The sequence below is a fragment of the Zunongwangia endophytica genome, assembly GCF_030409505.1.
Lineage (GTDB): Bacteria > Bacteroidota > Bacteroidia > Flavobacteriales > Flavobacteriaceae > Zunongwangia > Zunongwangia endophytica.
Genome location: NZ_JAUFPZ010000002.1, coordinates 344,052 through 360,921, shown reverse-complemented (window position 1 = coordinate 360,921; position 16,870 = coordinate 344,052). Strand labels below are relative to the sequence as shown.

Annotated in this window: 14 protein-coding genes and 1 pseudogene; all 15 read right to left on the bottom strand. The window is 35.8% G+C overall.

Annotation, left to right across the window (positions count from 1 at the left end; translation table 11 throughout):
• Positions 1 to 50 precede the first annotated feature (50 nt).
• On the bottom strand, positions 51 to 1,343 hold the full coding sequence (locus tag QWY91_RS01780) for a hypothetical protein (RefSeq protein WP_290231122.1): 1,293 nt from the start codon (positions 1,341 to 1,343) through the stop codon (positions 51 to 53).
• A 197-nt stretch (positions 1,344 to 1,540) separates the two neighbouring features.
• Positions 1,541 to 2,101: a GNAT family N-acetyltransferase gene (locus tag QWY91_RS01775; RefSeq protein WP_290231120.1), complete on the bottom strand. Its 561-nt coding sequence runs from the start codon at positions 2,099 to 2,101 to the stop codon at positions 1,541 to 1,543.
• A 2-nt stretch (positions 2,102 to 2,103) separates the two neighbouring features.
• The gene (gene argH, locus QWY91_RS01770; RefSeq protein WP_290231119.1) at positions 2,104 to 3,378 is read right to left on the bottom strand and encodes an argininosuccinate lyase; all 1,275 of its coding nucleotides are present in this window, start codon (positions 3,376 to 3,378) and stop codon (positions 2,104 to 2,106) included.
• 156 nt (positions 3,379 to 3,534) lie between these two features.
• Entirely contained in the window at positions 3,535 to 4,602 is a 1,068-nt protein-coding gene (locus QWY91_RS01765; protein WP_290231116.1) for a M20 family metallo-hydrolase, read from the bottom strand.
• Positions 4,602 to 5,375: an acetylglutamate kinase gene (argB, locus tag QWY91_RS01760; protein WP_290231115.1), complete on the bottom strand. Its 774-nt coding sequence runs from the start codon at positions 5,373 to 5,375 to the stop codon at positions 4,602 to 4,604. The genes QWY91_RS01765 and argB overlap by 1 nt, the downstream gene beginning before the upstream one ends.
• A gap of 201 nt (positions 5,376 to 5,576) precedes the next feature.
• Positions 5,577 to 6,523 (bottom strand): annotated as a pseudogene (locus QWY91_RS01755) (N-acetylornithine carbamoyltransferase).
• Positions 6,524 to 6,699: 176 nt separating this feature from the next.
• Positions 6,700 to 7,836 carry an aspartate aminotransferase family protein gene (locus QWY91_RS01750; protein ID WP_290231113.1) on the bottom strand — a complete coding sequence of 379 codons (1,137 nt, stop codon included), beginning with the start codon at positions 7,834 to 7,836 and terminating at the stop codon, positions 6,700 to 6,702.
• 2 nt (positions 7,837 to 7,838) lie between these two features.
• Complete coding sequence (gene proC / locus QWY91_RS01745) at positions 7,839 to 8,633, bottom strand: pyrroline-5-carboxylate reductase (RefSeq protein WP_290231111.1); 795 nt, start codon at positions 8,631 to 8,633, stop codon at positions 7,839 to 7,841.
• Positions 8,634 to 8,656: 23 nt separating this feature from the next.
• Positions 8,657 to 9,619 carry an N-acetyl-gamma-glutamyl-phosphate reductase gene (gene argC / locus QWY91_RS01740; RefSeq protein WP_290231109.1) on the bottom strand — a complete coding sequence of 321 codons (963 nt, stop codon included), beginning with the start codon at positions 9,617 to 9,619 and terminating at the stop codon, positions 8,657 to 8,659.
• Between the two features lie 6 nt (positions 9,620 to 9,625).
• The gene (locus tag QWY91_RS01735) at positions 9,626 to 10,813 is read right to left on the bottom strand and encodes an argininosuccinate synthase (protein WP_290231107.1); all 1,188 of its coding nucleotides are present in this window, start codon (positions 10,811 to 10,813) and stop codon (positions 9,626 to 9,628) included.
• Positions 10,814 to 10,827: 14 nt separating this feature from the next.
• Complete coding sequence (locus QWY91_RS01730; RefSeq protein ID WP_290231106.1) at positions 10,828 to 11,457, bottom strand: GNAT family N-acetyltransferase; 630 nt, start codon at positions 11,455 to 11,457, stop codon at positions 10,828 to 10,830.
• 393 nt (positions 11,458 to 11,850) lie between these two features.
• Complete coding sequence (gene ilvA / locus QWY91_RS01725) at positions 11,851 to 13,122, bottom strand: threonine ammonia-lyase IlvA (protein ID WP_290231104.1); 1,272 nt, start codon at positions 13,120 to 13,122, stop codon at positions 11,851 to 11,853.
• Between the two features lie 2 nt (positions 13,123 to 13,124).
• Positions 13,125 to 14,600 carry a ketol-acid reductoisomerase gene (gene ilvC, locus QWY91_RS01720; RefSeq protein ID WP_290231102.1) on the bottom strand — a complete coding sequence of 492 codons (1,476 nt, stop codon included), beginning with the start codon at positions 14,598 to 14,600 and terminating at the stop codon, positions 13,125 to 13,127.
• A complete protein-coding gene (ilvN, locus tag QWY91_RS01715) occupies positions 14,597 to 15,136 on the bottom strand; it encodes an acetolactate synthase small subunit (protein WP_290231101.1) in 540 nt (179 codons plus the stop codon). Before ilvN ends, ilvC begins: the two co-directional genes overlap by 4 nt.
• On the bottom strand, positions 15,136 to 16,869 hold the full coding sequence (gene ilvB, locus QWY91_RS01710; protein ID WP_290231098.1) for a biosynthetic-type acetolactate synthase large subunit: 1,734 nt from the start codon (positions 16,867 to 16,869) through the stop codon (positions 15,136 to 15,138). Before ilvB ends, ilvN begins: the two co-directional genes overlap by 1 nt.
• Position 16,870 lies beyond the last annotated feature (1 nt).

The following is a 16,870-nucleotide window of genomic DNA, read 5'->3' as shown; positions in this document are numbered from 1 at the left end:
AGGTCACTTTTTAAATAACTGACATTTTTTAAAAGGTAATTATACATTTATTAATTCGCTGTAAGATGTTCAAATGCTGCATAATCCATTTGAATTATTGAAGATTCTGAATTTTCAACATCCCCCGAAAGTGTAGCAAAATCTTCCGCGTTATTTAATACAATTCCATTGCGATGTTGTTTCAATGTAGAGAAAAACTTCACTTCAAACCACACTTTATCTAATACTTCTTGTTCTTCAGCAGTTAGCGGATTCTTCCCATCAACTATCCAATTCATTTTCTTTTGAGCTAGATGTTTAACTTCATCAGCAGTATTTTTATCGGTAGGCATATTACGTAGCGCCCCTACAACATATATTATTTTACCATAATAAATTGCTTCAACATATTCATTGCCGTACTTTAATTCGAAAAGAGAAGGATTTTCTTCCATTTCTTCAGTAAGGGACAAACTCTCTTCGTAAGAAGGCCTGAAGCCTCTTACACCCTCTTTATGTGTGAGATTTAAAGTAAGCACTTGATCTTCAGTAATGGGATATTGTTCAATAATAGATTGGTAAATTTCGGTGTTAACCGCAAGTGTAGTGGCAAATATGTTATCGGGGAAGTGAAATTCATAGAAATTACGAAAAGGAGGTATATTTCCGCTAGGATCTGCATTGTACTGCCAAGTAGCATTACGAAAAAAAGATCCATTAATTTTACGATAATTCCCATCAGAATTAGCAAAGGGATTACCCAGAGGAACTTGGTTGTTTGTTAGCATTGCGGCGCCAGTGTTATCAGTGTATGGATACACTTCTTCCAGAATGGTTTCGCCGTCTTTTTTAATCGTAACTGTTCTGCTTCCTTCAGTTTTATTAAAAACAGTAGAGCTTTTTCCGCTATTATCAGCCCTGGTGAAATCTACGGAAATCAGATCTCCTTCCTCATAACTATAAATTGAGGTGCCTTTTTCACTGTAAACCTTTTTCTCTGAAGCCCAGCCATTCTCATATACGGTCTCAAACCATAGATCACCTTCAGAAGTATAATATTTAGACCAAAGTGGTTTATTGTCTTCACTACGGCTCACTTCCATATATAAATGCTGTTTTGGATAGCTGGAATAGATTTTAGCAGATTTGATAAATCCGTTCTCATAATATTCAAAACTGTCATTTGGATTGTCCTGACCATGTTTAGCCGCTTTGATCCAGCCGTTAGGATGTTTGCTGATAATCTCGAAAAAATCATTAGATTCTATGGAATAATTGGTTTGAGGAAAATTATCATCTTTCTCACAGGAAGATAATAGAACTGTAACTGCTAATAGCAGTGATCGCAAAGTAAAATTTTTCATAATTGGGATACAGTAAAAAGTATTGGGTTTTAAAATATAAACGATAATTAATATTCTATGATTTTATTATAACTTAAATAATTTTGGCTATTGTTTACCAAAGCTCATTTATCCCATTCATTATTTTCCTTTCGCTTTTCTCCAATAAATTCCATTCCCCTAAGATAAATAAAAGTACTTAATACGTTCATTTATTTTTAGTGGTAATTATTCAAATACTCCTCTTTCAAAACACTAAAATAGGCGGTATCTCTCCGCCGATTATTGGTCATTAACGTGTGACTACGTAAAATTCCTTCTTCAGTAAAACCAGATTTTGCTAAAGAATTTTTGGCTGCATTATTTAAGATATCTGTTTTGGCTTCTACTCGCTCTAATTTCAAACTTTCAAAACAATATTTTAAGAGTAATTGTTTAGCCTGAAAATTATAACCCTTGCCTTGGAACTCTTTTCCCAGCCAAGTCCAACCAATTTCTATACGTTGATCTCTTTCAGAATAATTTCCTAAACTAGTCGATCCTATTAGCTTTTCTGAAGATTTTTCAATTATGGCAAAAGCTAAGCGCTTTTGATTTTTTCGCTCTTCAACCGCGGTATCAATCCAATTCTTCAAACCTTCAGGATTTGATAAATCTGAAGTGAAATAATACCACATTTCAGGTTTCTTCGTTAATTCAGAAATCTCATCAAAATCCTGAAATTCTAATGGTCTTAAAAGAATATTTTCATTTTCTAAATTGAGATCAAAATCAACCAATCTTATAACTTTTTCTTAGCTGCGATTTTATCTAAAGCTAAATTATCTTTACTTCCTAAATGGCTATGTTTTCGGCCTTCTCCCGGCTTATAAGTTCCAGACTGAACTTGTCCTCCTATTTCTTTATAAGCATCTCTAAAACTCGCGCCATCAATCACCAGATCGTTGATACTATCTACCGTAAACAGATATTTATATTTTTCATCATCCAAATTCACCTCTTTAACAATAATCTGAGAAATCGAATAAGAGAAAATATCTAAAATCTCTTTGATTCCTTCTACGGAAGTCATACTATTCTCTTTAATCAGCTGATAATCCCTATGATATCCACTTGGCAGATTATTGGTAATTAATACCATTTCTGTTGAAATTGCCTGAAGTTTATTCGATTTTCCTCGTATCAATTCAAATACATCAGGATTCTTTTTATGAGGCATAATCGAACTTCCGGTAGTTAATTCATCCGGAAAACTGATAAAACCGAAATTCTGACTCATATACAAACAAATATCCATCGCAAAACGTGCCAGTGTATTGGCTACGCCAGCAATTGCTGAAGTTACCGTACGCTCACATTTACCACGACTCATTTGCGCAGCAACCGAATTATATTTCAGGGTTTTGAAGCCTAATTCTTTAGTGGTGAACTCACGATCTATCGGAAATGAAGAACCGTAGCCCGCAGCAGATCCTAACGGATTCTGATCGGCTACTTTTAAAGCAGCTTCTAGTTGATACAAATCATCAATTAAAATTTCGGCATAGGCTGAAAACCACAGACCAAAAGAAGATGGCATGGCTACCTGTAAATGCGTATATCCGGGAAGTAATTTATCTTTATATTGTTCAGCTAGTCCTAAAAGAATATCAATTAATCCTTCTGTTTTTTGATGAATTTCAATTAAATTTTCTTTGAAGTATAATTGCATCGCCACCAAAACCTGATCGTTACGTGATCTTGCAGTATGGATTTTCTTTCCGGTATCTCCCAGAACTTTGGTGAGCTCATATTCTATTTTAGAATGGACATCTTCAAATTCTTCTTCAATTACAAATTCGCCATTTTCAACTTGTTTTTGAAGCTTATCCAATTCAGATAACAAAGCCGGAACCTCATCCTTCTCCAAAATACCAATTTTCCCCAGCATTTTAGCATGTGCTTTAGAAGCGGTTATATCATATTCAGCAAGATACATATCCAATTCTCGATCGTTACCAACCGTAAATTTCTCAATCTTCTTATCTATACTTATTCCTTTATCCCAAAGTTTCATTTCGTAATTCTTTAAGTTTCCCAATCAATAATATAATTGGGTTTTAGTTGATGTCATCCTGAACTTGATTCAGGATCTCACACAATCAGGATGAGATGCCGGATCAGGTCCGGCATGACGGTTATTGGTTCATTTTTATTCCAGCCTATTTCAACTCTATTTCAACGCCTTTTCTAATAAGACAATATATTTTTCTATTCCTTCTTCAACTTCGTTAACATAAATAAATTCGTCTGCGGAATGGGAACGTGTGCTATCACCTGGTCCCAATTTTAGTGAGGAACATTTCAGCATCGCCTGGTCTGATAATGTTGGCGATCCGTAGGTTTTCATTCCCAAATCTAAACCGGCTTTTACCAAATCATGATCTAACGGAATATTCGATGAATTTAATCGTAACGATCTTGGTTCGATACTATCTACCGGAGCGTTTTTCTGTAAAAAATCACTGACATCCTGATTCGAATAACAATCGTTCACCCGAACATCGATCACTAAATCGACCTTTGCAGGCACCACATTATGCTGCGAACCGGCTTTAATTTGGGTTACGGTTAATTTCACTTCGCCTAATTGCTTAGAAACTTCAGGAAATTTAACTGCTTCAAACCACTTTAAAACTTCCGCAGTTTTATAAATTGAATTATCGGTATTTGGATGCGCCGCGTGAGATGGCGTTCCTTTTACAACCGCATCAAAAACCACCAAGCCTTTTTCAGCAACCGCTAAATCCATCAAAGTTGGTTCGCCTACAATGGCTACATCAATTTTTGGCATTATGGGTAACATGCAGGCAATTCCGTTTTTGCCGTTAGTTTCCTCTTCTGCAGTACCGGCAAAAATGATGTTATAATTTAAATCTTTTCGATTATAAAAATAAGTAAAAGTCGCTAGCAAAGAAACCAAGCAACCACCGGCATCATTACTTCCTAATCCAAATAATTTACCGTCGGCAATTTCAGCTTTAAACGGATCTTTAGTATACGCTGCATTTGGTTTTACTGTATCGTGATGGGAGTTTAATAGCAAAGTAGGTTTACTCTCATCAAAAGAATGATTTGTTGCCCAAACATTATTTAAATGTCTTTTATGCTGAATTTTATGCTGAACGAACCATTGTTCTAACAAATCTGCCGTTTGATATTCTTCTCCTGAAAATGACTGCGTTTCAATTAAATATTGAAGTAACTGAAGTGCTTCTTGCTGAAGTGCTTTTATTTCCATTATTGAATGATTTTGGTATGCGTTGTATTTTCTTTTAAAGACTGATGATTTCCTAAATGAATTTTCTGAACACCATTTTCTAAAGCTTCAAAACAATTCTGAAGTTTAGGTAACATGCCATCCGTAATTACCTTTTTTTCTACCAGCGTTTTGTATTCTATAAAATCAATTTCTTTAATTATTGATTCATCATCTTCAGCATTTGCTAAAACTCCTTGCTTTTCAAAACAATAATACAATTCGGTTTCGTAAGATTTGCTCATGGCACGAGCAATTTCAGAAGCAATAGAATCGGCATTAGTATTCAGTAAAACTCCTTCTTTAGTGCAGGAAATCGCTGAAAAAACCGGAACAACACCATCGTTAAGTAAAGATTCTATAAATTCAGCATTTACTTTTTCTATATCTCCTACAAATCCATAATCGATAGCTGCGACTGGTCTTTTTACCGATAAAATACTTTGTCCATCTGCACCACAAAGTCCGATTGCATTCGTATTTAACGACTGTAATTTAGCTACAATATTTTTATTTATCAATCCGCCATAAACCATTATAATAACTTTTACCGTATCTGCATCTGTCACTCGGCGACCATCTATCATTTTAGTTTCATAGCCTAATTTGTCTGAAATCTCGGTTGCCATATTTCCACCACCATGCACTAGAATTTTGTGGCCTTCCAGGTTTTTAAAATCTTCCAGAAATTCATCGAATTTTGCAGTATCTTCGATAAGCTTCCCTCCTATTTTTACAACTTTTAGTGATTTCATTTTTTAGTAATTAGTAGTTAGAATTGAGTAGTTAGTGTTTGGATATAGCTATTAGCTGTTAGCTTTCAGCGATCAGCTTTTAAAATTTTTTATGTAATCCTTAATTAACCGAGTTTAGATTTCTCCATTTCGCTTCAGTCGAAATGACATAAATTTTCAAATTATCACATTTTCAAATCCACAAATCAGCAAATCATCACATTAATCAAGTTCTTCCAATATTTGCTTTAAAACAGCTTGAGCTGCATACGTTCTGTTATTCGCCTGATGAATTACTGCTGAATTTTCACTATCTAATACATCATCTGTAATTATTACATTTCGTCTAACCGGTAGACAGTGCATCACTTTAGCATCGTTAGTTAGCGCTAATTTCTCTTTCGAAAATGTCCAATTCGGATCTTTAGACAATACTTCTCCGTATTTCTCGTAACTACTCCAGTTCTTTACATACACAAAATCAGCATCTTTCAAAGCTTCGTCTTGGTTATGATAAACTTTCGTTCCGTTTAAAACACGATCACTAAGATCGTAACCTTCAGGATTTGTTACACAAAATTCGACATCCATTTTCTGCATCATTTCAGCAAAAGAATTGGGAACCGATTGTGGCAAAGCTTTTGGATGTGGCGCCCAGCTTAGCACTACTTTCAGTTTATCTTTTTTCTTTAATTCAGTAATAGAAATAGCATCGGTTAGCGCTTGTAACGGATGCCGGTAGAACTTTCTAAATTCACGACAGGAACACTGGCAAATTTTTTAAACGAATTAATTACCTGTTCCTCTTCATCTTTTTCTTTGTCCTTTAACCCAGGAAAGGCACGTACTCCAATAACATCGCAATATTGCGACAACACCGCTGCAGCTTCTTTAATATGTTCTGCCTTATCTGAGTTCATAATCGCACCATCTTCAAATTCCAACGCCCACCCATCGGCACCAACATTCATGGTAAGCACTTCCATTCCTAAAAGTCGACCTGCTTTTTCTGTACTTAAACGCGTACGTAAACTAGAATTGAAAAATAATAAACCTAAGGTTTTTCCTTTTCCTAAGTTCGCAGCCGAATTCTTGTTTTTAAGTTGAATGGCTTCTTGTATTAATTCATCAAGGTTTTCGATATCGTGAACGCTTGTGTAATGTTTCATTGAAATATTTTGTTTTTCTCTTGAACTTTTAATTTATCTATCTAATAATTCAATTTCGTCATTCCGTGCTTGACACGGAATCTCATTATGATTTTCAATCCAAAATTTATAAGATTGCCCCTGAATTAAGTTCAGGGTGACGCATTTATTTATGAATGAAATCAGACAGAAAAGTTTTATTTTAAATTCGCTAAACTGATTTTTAAGGCTTTAAAAAAGGCATCAAAATGCTGTTTTTCGATATTTAGTGGTGGTAAAATTCTAAGCAACTTTTTGTTAGCAGCCGAGCCGGTAAAAATTTGATGTACATATAACATATCTTTTCTAAGATTCGCTATTTCGAAATCGAATTCTAAACCAATCATCAATCCGCGGCCTTTGATATTTTTAATCTGCGGAATTTCTTTTGCTTTCTCCTGAACATAATCGAACATCATTGAAGCATTTTGCATCAGGTTTTCCTTTTCCAAAATATTGAGGACTGCCAAACCGGCTGCGCAAGCCAAATGATTTCCGCCAAAAGTAGTTCCTAACATTCCGTATTTTGGAGCGATATTTTTATCGATTAAAACGCCACCAATTGGGAATCCATTTCCCATTCCTTTAGCAATAGAAATAATACCTGGATGAATATGATGTTTCTGAAATGCAAAAAAGTCGCCCGTTCTACCATAACCAGCCTGAACTTCATCGGCAATAATCATTGCTCCGTTTTCTTTGGCTAATTTTTCAATTTGCTGATAAAATTCAGTAGTTGCTTCATCTAAACCACCAACACCCTGAATCACTTCAAAAATAACCGCAGCTACATCTCCTTTTTGTAATTCTGTAGCTAAAGCTTCAGTATCATTAAAAGCGATTTTAGTTATTTTATGGCCTTTATTAAAAGGTGCCTTAATATTCTCATTATCGGTTACTGCCACCACACCAGATGTCCTTCCGTGGAAAGCATTATCAAAATAGATCACGCGATCTTTACCGGTTGCAAACGATGCTACTTTAAGTGCATTTTCGTTTGCCTCGGCTCCCGAATTACATAAAAACAACTGATAATCTTCGCAACCGGATAATTTACCTAGTTTTTCGGATAATTCTACCTGCAACGGATTTTTAATAGAATTCGAGTAAAATCCTAATTGGCGAACCTGATTAGAAATTCCGTTAACATACGCGGGATGCGAATGCCCGATAGAAATTACCGCATGTCCACCATATAAATCGAGATATTTTTTGCCTTCTTTATCGAAAACGTAAGCGCCTTCGCCTTTTACTGGAGTTATATCAAACAACGGATAAACATCAAAAAGCTCCATATTTATTGTTCTGAAATGTTATTTATTTTTTTGAAAGAGGCTTGTAAGCCTTTAATTAGAGAAGAACTTAAACCATTGTGTTCCATTTCGTTTAAACCTTCGATGGTACAACCTTTTGGAGTAGTTACCTTATCGATTTCTTCTTCGGGATGTTTCCCGGATTCTACCAGTAAACTAGCTGCACCCAAGCAGGTATTCATCGCTAATTCCTGAGCATCCTTAGCATCGAAACCAAGCTGAACAGCACCCTGAGTAGTTGCACGTATCAATCGCATCCAAAATGCAATTCCGCTGGCACAAATAACTGTAGCGGCTTGCATTTTATTTTCGTTGATAATAATGCTGGTTCCTAGACGATTGAAAATAGCTTCTGCGATAGCAATTCTTTTCAATCCCTTTTCATTACTACACATGCAAGTCATCGATTTGCCTACTGCAATAGCTGTATTGGGCATCGCTCGAATAATAAACTGATCTTCGCCTACAATAGCTTCAATTCGATCGGTTTTAAAACCTGTAATCGTTGAAATTAATACATGTTTTTCGGTTAATAGATCTTTAATTTCTTCGAGAATTCGTTCTAATTGCTGGGGCTGTACTGCAAAAATTAAAATATCCGAATTTCTAACAGCTTCCTGATTATCTGAAGTTACCGTTACTTTTGAGTATTCTTCGTAAGTTTTAATGGCATCGGTATCGCGCTTAGTAAGATAAAGTGTGGTAAACGCATTATTTACGATAAGTCCTTTTGCAATAGACTTTCCTAAATTTCCTGCACCTATAATTGCTATTTTCATGATTTAAGTTTTTAGAAATTAGTCTAAAAGTAACTCGCCTTAAGATGTAAACCTGAATCTTCCGGTAAACCAAATATCAAATTCATATTCTGTACCGCTTGACCAGAAGCTCCTTTCAGTAAATTATCGATTACACTGGTGATTAATAATTTATCACCAAATTTCTCTATTTTCAGTAATGCTTTATTGGTATTTACCACTTGTTTTAAATGAATATTTTCTTCAGTTACAAACGTAAAAGCCGCATCTTTATATTGAGCTGCATAAATCCCTTTCGCTTCTTCCAAACTTCCTAGAAACTTGGTATAGGCTGTTGCATGGATTCCGCGCGAGAAATTTCCACGATTCGGAATAAAATTAACTGTAGCATCAAATTCTGGTTGTAATAATTTAAGGCTCTGCCCTATTTCATTTAAATGCTGATGTTCAAAAGATTTATAAGCTGAAAAATTATTATCTCGCCAGGTAAAATGTGTTGTAGCTGAAAGTGAAACTCCGGCTCCCGTTGCTCCGGTAACTGCATTTACATGCCATTCGTCTGTTACTTTTTTAGCTTTTGCCAGCGGAAGGATGGCCAAACTTATTGCGGTAGCAAAACAACCTGGATTCGCAATAAAATTCGCTTTTTTAATCGCTTCCTTTTTGAATTCAGGTAAACCATATACAAAATCATGATCACCATCCATTCTAAAATCAGTACTTAAATCAACGATTTTCGTTTGTGCTGAAAATTTATTTTCAGCTAAAAACTTTACTGAATTTCCATGTCCTAGACAAAGAAAAACAACATCAACTTTCGTATTTATTTCTCCGGAAAACAATAAATCAATTTCTCCGATAAGATCCTGATGCACTCCAGAAACCGGAGTTCCCGGTCTAGATGTACTATAAACAAAATCGAGGTCAACTTCTGGATGGTAGGTTAAGATTCTAACCAGTTCTCCCGCTGTATATCCTGCACCACCAATAATTCCTGCTTTAATCATGAGATGCTATTTTTGAGTATTTTCTACTGACTGATATATTTTACCAGCATTCGATAAAATCTTGATAAATCCTTTAGCATCATCGGCAGTCCAGGCTTTATTTTCTTCTCCGTAATTTCCGAAGTTGCTATTCATTAAATCATGCGGGGAAGAAATTCCGTCTAAACTAAATCGGTATGGATAGAGACTTACAAATACTTTCCCGGTTACTCGATCCTGAGAACTTTTTAATAAAGCTTCGAAATCTCGCATTACCGGATCTAAATATTGGCCTTCATGTAAATGTGTACCATACCAGTTGGCCACGTAATCTTTATGTTGTAATTGCCATTTACTTAGCGTATGCTTTTCTAATAAATGATGCGCTTTAATGATGATTGTTGCTGAAGCAGCTTCAAAGCCTACTCTTCCTTTTATCCCAATAATCGTATCGCCAACATGAACATCTCTACCAATCGCGTATTTCTTAGCTATTTCTTCAAGAATTTGGATATTATTTTCAGCAGAATCTTCTTTCTCATTAATCGCGGTAAGTTCTCCTTTTGTAAAACTCAAGCTAATTTTTCCTACTTCCGTTTCTGAAAGTTGTGATGGAAATGCCGATTCTGGTAAAGCCTGATGAGAAGTTAAGGTTTCAGCCCCACCAACACTGGTTCCCCAAAGTCCTTTATTTACAGAATACTTGGATTTTTCCCAATTCATTTCAACTCCATTTGCCTTTAAGTAATCGATCTCCTCTTGTCGGCTTAATTGTTTATCTCGAATTGGAGTGATAATTTCAATCTCTGGAGCAATAATCTGAAAGATCATATCAAATCTTACCTGATCATTACCTGCACCGGTACTACCGTGTGCGATATATTTTGCCCCAATTTCTTTTGCATAGTTTACAATTTCAATCGCCTGAACGATACGCTCTGCACTTACTGAAAGTGGATAGGTGTTATTTTTTAAAACATTCCCAAAGATTAAGTATTTTACTACTTTATCGTAAAATGAAGAAACAGCATCGATATTTTTATAAGTGGTTGCTCCAATTTTCTTGGCATTATCTCCAATATGCTGAACTTCCTCTTTTGAAAATCCTCCGGTATTCACACTAACTGCATGAACTTCGAAACCTTCATTAGAAAGTGATTTTGCGCAATATGAAGTGTCTAATCCGCCGCTATAGGCTATAACTACTTTTTTCATTGTATTGGTACGTTTTAATCTTGGTTGTTTTTTTCTTTTTTATAGAAAAGACTTTGCTTAATATTTTTTAATCGGGTAAAAGTTTTCTCGTTGAGATCGTGCTTATTTTTTTCTTTTTTCTTTTTTTCAGGATCGTATAGCATTCCTGTACACAAACACATTTTACGTTCTGTACGAGTTAGAATATCATAGTTCTTGCAGGTTTGGCAGCCTTTCCAGAAAGCTTCATCATCAGTAAGTTCAGAAAAAGTAACGGGTTGATACCCCAGCTCGTAATTAATTTTCATTACGGCTAGACCTGTAGTTATCCCAAAAATCTTGGCTTCAGGATACTTTTTTCTGGAATAATCGAAAACTGCTTTTTTAATATCTTTCGCTAAGCCTTGATTTCGATAATCGGGATGGACGATTAAGCCTGAGTTTGCGACATACTTCTCGTGACTCCACGTTTCGATATAACAGAATCCGGCAAATTTATCGCCATCTAAAGCTATAATAGCATTACCATTTTCCATTTTGGTAATTACATATTCTGGAGTACGACGAGCGATACCTGTACCACGAACTTTGGCAGATTCTTCTATGGTTGTACAAATAACCTCAGCAAATTTTGCATGAGATTTATTAGCAATGATAATCTTCATTTGCTAAGCGATTATAAAATTGAAAAAAAATAAGTTGAAATTCTGACTGAAAGGGGAACCGGACTCACCTAAGCTCCATAAAATTATACACGCACTTGCGTGCGGCGGGGGCTGCGACGGCGGCGTATAGGAATAAGAATAGCAGTAGGAAGATTTTCCCTACTGAATATGTTATTCAAAGAAGTAAAAAGAACTTCAAAGCTCTTTAGTAATTGTAGTATGTTTAGTGGATTTTTCAAAGTAAAGTTTTCAAATAATATTAATTAGAAGTAATTATATAAGGATTACCACACGCGGCGCATGGGGCATCGATTATTAGATAATATTATTTGAGCTTTTTTTCTCACAGAGTAAATATAGTTTTTAAATGTGAACTTTCAAAAATAAATATCATTAAATAATAAACTGAAAAAGATCTGGTGTATCGTTTAAATATCGACCATAAAAATTACGCTCTTTCATACGATTTAATAGCGGCTCAAAATCATTTTTGCTTTTCAGCTCTATACCTACAACGGCTGGCCCGTTTTCTCTTTCGTGTTTTTTAGAGTATTCAAAATGTGTAATATCGTCTGTGGCTCCCAAAACATCATCTAAAAATTCACGTAAGGCTCCTGCTCTTTGAGGAAAAGTAACAACAAAATAATGTTTCAATCCTGCATAAAGTAATGCTCTCTCTTTAATTTCAGCGGTTCTGGTAATATCGTTATTGCTACCACTTACGATGCAAACAACATTCTTACCTTTTATTTCTTCAGCAAAAAAATCTAAAGCTGAAATGGACATTGCACCGGCAGGTTCTACGACAATGGCATCTTGATTGTAAAGATCCAGAATTGTCTGACATATTTTCCCTTCAGGGACTGTGATCATCTGATCTAAATTATGCTTACAGATTTCAAAATTTCGGCTTCCTACTTTCTGTACCGCAGCTCCATCAACAAAACGCTCAATATGCGCTAATTCTATAAGCCTGCCTTCTTTTAACGAAGCTGACATGGATGCCGCGCCTTCAGGCTCCACACCGATAATCTTAGTATTTGGAGATAATTCTTTGAAAATAGAAGATACTCCGGCTAACAATCCACCACCTCCTAAAGGTGCAAATACGTAATCGATAGGCTCTTTAGATTGTTGCAATATTTCTAAACCTATAGTTGCCTGACCTTCGATCACCTTTTCATCATCAAAAGGATGAATAAAAACCAAATCATTTTCGCTAGCTCTTATCATCGCGTTTTTAAAAGAATCGTCGAAAGTATCTCCTTCTAAAGCAACTTCTACCCATTCTCCACCAAACATTTTTGTTTGGGCAACCTTTTGACTTGGAGTGGTACTTGGCATATAAATAACACCTTTTGTTTTAAGCTTATTACAGGCAAAAGCCACACCTTGTGCATGGTTTCCTGCACTGGCACAAATTACACCTTTAGCAAGCTGATCTGCTGGCAAACTAGAAATCTTATTGTAAGCTCCTCTAATCTTGTAAGAGCGTACCTGTTGTAAATCTTCTCTTTTAAACATCACGTTTGCACCAAAACGATTACTATATGTAAAAGATTCGGCTAAAGGAGTGTTTACAACAACTTTAGAAATTCTATCTGCCGCTTCTCTAACAGCTTCTAATGTAGGTATATATGATTTTTGTGCCAATGCAGTTTCCATATCTATTCGTATATTCTTTTCATCGCAGTCATTGCTTTTCTAAGCTTCGCTCCTACTTTCTCTACAGGATGTTGTCTTAGTGCATCGTTTACTGCGATTAATTCTAAGTTATCAATGCCAGTATCATCTGTTTTATATGATTCTCCTATTAAATCTTTATCCAGACCATTAACGTAATCCTTTATTAATGGCTTACAAGAATGATCGAATAAGTAACAACCATATTCAGCAGTATCAGAAATAATTCGGTTCATTTCGAATAATTTCTTTCTGGCAATGGTGTTAGCGATAAGTGGAGTTTCATGTAAAGACTCGTAATATGCAGATTCTGCAATAATACCAGCTTCTACCATAGTTTCAAAAGCCAGCTCTACACCAGATTTTACCATAGCAACCATTAATACACCTTTGTCGAAATATTCCTGCTCAGAAATTTCAATATCAGCAGCAGCTGTTTTTTCAAAAGCAGTTTCTCCAGTTGCAGCTCTCCACTCTAATAATTCTTTATCATCATTTGCCCAATCTCGCATCATTCTAGAACTAAATTCTCCAGAAATAATATCGTCCATATGTTTTTGAAAAAGAGGACGCATAATTTCTTTTAATTCTTCTGAAATTTCAAATGCTTTTACTTTTGCAGGATTAGAAAGACGATCTAGCATATTGGTAATACCACCGTGCTTAAGGGCTTCAGTAATTGTTTCCCAACCATACTGAATTAACTTTGCTGCATACGATGGTTCTACTCCATCTGCCACCATTTTATCGAAGCTAAGAATAGATCCTGTTTGAAGCAATCCACAAAGTATCGTTTGCTCACCCATTAAATCTGATTTCACCTCAGCAACAAAAGAAGACTGAAGAACTCCCGCTCTATGACCTCCCGTACCGTAAGCGTAGGCTTTAGCCCATTCCAGACCAATACCTAAGTGGTCATTTTCAGGGTGCACTGCAATTAATGTAGGTACCCCAAAACCTCTTTTATATTCTTCTCTTACTTCACTACCAGGACATTTAGGAGCTACCATAATTACGGTAATATCCTCTCTAATTTGCATCCCTTCTTCAACAATATTAAAACCATGAGAATACGAAAGAACCCCATCTTTTTTAATATGTGGCATAATTGCTTTAATAACGCCGGTATGTTGTTTATCTGGAGTAAGATTAATTACTAAATCTGCTGAAGGAATTAACTTTTCGTAAGTTCCAACTGTGAAATTATTTTCAGTTGCATTTATGTAAGATTGTCTTTTTTCCTTAATTGCTCCTTCTCGAAGCGCGTAAGAAATATCAAGACCACTGTCTCTCATATTCAGGCCTTGATTTAGACCTTGAGATCCACATCCCACAATAACTATTTTTTTATCTTTTAATGCAGCCACTCCGTCACTAAACTCATCTAGTTCCATGAACCTGCAAGTGCCTAGCTGGGCTAATTTTTCTCGTAAAGAAAGGCTGTTAAAATAGTTTGTCATGATATTGAATTTGTAGTATTAAATTTTTCTAAGATTCCTGTTATCGGCATTTCGCTTTTTGAAACTGCAATAGTTCCTGAACGTACAAACTGCATTAACCCGTAAGGTTTAAGTGTTTCGTACAATGCGTTTATTTCGTTATGCTTACCGGTTTTCTCGATTACAAAGAATTTTTGAGTAACGGTAACAATCCGAGCATTTGTTGCTTTAATAAAATCCTGAACATTAAAGTCATCTAAAAATTCTGAAGATCTTATTTTATACAATGCCGTTTCTTGGTAAACCATTTCCTCATCGGTATGATAAAAAGCTTTAATCACTTCTATTTGCTTTTCAATCTGACCGATTATTTTTTTGACTTGCTCCTCGGTAACCTCTATTACGATAATAAAACGCATTACTTCTGGCACCTCACTTGGCGACGCCGTAATACTTTCTATATTAATATGTCTCTTTAGGAAAATAGCCGCTATTCGGCTTAATAGTCCTAAGTTATTTTCGGTATATATTGAAACGGTGAAATTTTTCTTTTCCATTATTCTAAAATTATATCTGAAACAGAAGCACCTGTAGGCACCATTGGGAAAACATTTTCTTCCTGTTCTACTTTAACTTCTAGGAAGTAAGGTTCTTTCGATGCAATCATCTCTGCAACTGCATCTTTTAGCTGGGATCTATCGGTTACCCGTTCGGCTTTAATATGATATCCTTTTGCTATGGTCACAAAATCGGGATTAGTCATTTCTGTAGAAGCATATCTTCTATCAAAAAACAGCTGTTGCCATTGTCTAACCATTCCTAAAAATCCGTTGTTTAAAACCACAATTTTAACCGGAACTTTAGTTTGAAAGATTGTTCCTAATTCCTGAATAGTCATTTGATAACCTCCATCACCAATCACAGCAACAACTTCCCGTTCTGGTGCTCCCATTTTTGCTCCAATAGCTGCTGGCAATGCAAATCCCATAGTGCCTAGACCACCACTAGTGATATTACTTCTGGTTTGCTTAAACTCTGCATATCGACAAGCCGCCATTTGGTGCTGGCCTACATCTGAAACAATTATAGCTTTACCGTCTGTATTTCTATTGATTTCCTGAATAACCTCAGCCATTCCCATATCTTTCTTATTCACATCAAGATTTAGGCTTATAACTTTATCGTATTCAATTTTGTATAATTCTTTGAACTTATTATGCCACTCTTTATGTTCTTTCGGCTTCACTAATTCTAAAAGCGATTTTAGAGTCTCTTTTACATTACCTAAAACAGGAAAGTCAGCTTTAACATTTTTATCTATTTCCGCAGGATCGATTTCCATATGGATAACTTTAGCCTGTTTAGCATAATAATCTAAATTACCAGTTACCCTATCATCAAAACGCATCCCAATAGCGATAAGTACATCACATTCGTTAGTTAAAACATTTGGGCCGTAGTTCCCATGCATGCCTACCATGCCAACGTTTAAAGGATGTTTAGTTCCTAAGGCAGAAACACCTAAAATTGTCCATGCCGCAGGAATCCCTGTTTTTTCTACAAATTCCTGAAAAAGCGATTCTGCTTCACCAAGAATTACTCCCTGACCATAAACAATTAATGGTTTTTTTGCTGAATTTATCGCTTCTGCAGCCTGCTCCATCTGAGCCATATCAACCTCAGGATTTGCCTTATAACTACGTATTCCTTTACACTTTTTATAGTTGAATTCTAATGAAGCGAATTGCGCATCTTTAGTAATATCAACCAAAACCGGCCCTGGACGACCCGATTTGGCTATATAAAATGCCTTAGCAATAACTTCGGGAATTTCTTCTGCTTTTGTTACTTGGTAATTCCATTTAGTAATTGGTGTGGAAATACCTACAATATCGGTTTCCTGAAAAGCATCGCTACCAAGTAAATGCGATCCAACTTGCCCGGTAATACAAACCATTGGCGTCGAATCGATCTGAGCATCGGCTATACCTGTTACTAAATTAGTTGCACCTGGTCCTGAAGTCGCCACTGCAACTCCTACTTTCCCTGTTGCTCTTGCATATCCCTGTGCTGCATGAGTAGCTCCCTGCTCGTGTCTTGTAAGGACGTGGTGAATTTTATCCTGGTATTTATACAATTCATCATACACCGGCATAATGGCACCGCCAGGGTAACCATAGATCGTTTCTACACCTTCCTCTAACAAACACTTAATTACTGCTTCTGCTCCAGAAACTGTGGTTGATGTATTTGTCGATGTCTTTTCAAAACTAGCTGTTTTTACTTCCATA

What these genes read in the sequence shown, in the direction of transcription:
- QWY91_RS01780 (WP_290231122.1), bottom strand. Translation starts at nt 1,343, where the DNA reads ATGAAAAATTTTACTTTGCGATCACTGCTATTAGCAGTTACAGTTCTA.
- argH (WP_290231119.1), bottom strand. Translation starts at nt 3,378, where the DNA reads ATGAAACTTTGGGATAAAGGAATAAGTATAGATAAGAAGATTGAGAAA.
- QWY91_RS01765 (WP_290231116.1), bottom strand. Translation starts at nt 4,602, where the DNA reads ATGGAAATAAAAGCACTTCAGCAAGAAGCACTTCAGTTACTTCAATAT.
- argB (WP_290231115.1), bottom strand. Translation starts at nt 5,375, where the DNA reads ATGAAATCACTAAAAGTTGTAAAAATAGGAGGGAAGCTTATCGAAGAT.
- QWY91_RS01750 (WP_290231113.1), bottom strand. Translation starts at nt 7,836, where the DNA reads ATGGAGCTTTTTGATGTTTATCCGTTGTTTGATATAACTCCAGTAAAA.
- proC (WP_290231111.1), bottom strand. Translation starts at nt 8,633, where the DNA reads ATGAAAATAGCAATTATAGGTGCAGGAAATTTAGGAAAGTCTATTGCA.
- argC (WP_290231109.1), bottom strand. Translation starts at nt 9,619, where the DNA reads ATGATTAAAGCAGGAATTATTGGTGGTGCAGGATATACAGCGGGAGAA.
- QWY91_RS01735 (WP_290231107.1), bottom strand. Translation starts at nt 10,813, where the DNA reads ATGAAAAAAGTAGTTATAGCCTATAGCGGCGGATTAGACACTTCATAT.
- QWY91_RS01730 (WP_290231106.1), bottom strand. Translation starts at nt 11,457, where the DNA reads ATGAAGATTATCATTGCTAATAAATCTCATGCAAAATTTGCTGAGGTT.
- ilvA (WP_290231104.1), bottom strand. Translation starts at nt 13,122, where the DNA reads ATGGAAACTGCATTGGCACAAAAATCATATATACCTACATTAGAAGCT.
- ilvC (WP_290231102.1), bottom strand. Translation starts at nt 14,600, where the DNA reads ATGACAAACTATTTTAACAGCCTTTCTTTACGAGAAAAATTAGCCCAG.
- ilvN (WP_290231101.1), bottom strand. Translation starts at nt 15,136, where the DNA reads ATGGAAAAGAAAAATTTCACCGTTTCAATATATACCGAAAATAACTTA.
- ilvB (WP_290231098.1), bottom strand. Translation starts at nt 16,869, where the DNA reads ATGGAAGTAAAAACAGCTAGTTTTGAAAAGACATCGACAAATACATCA.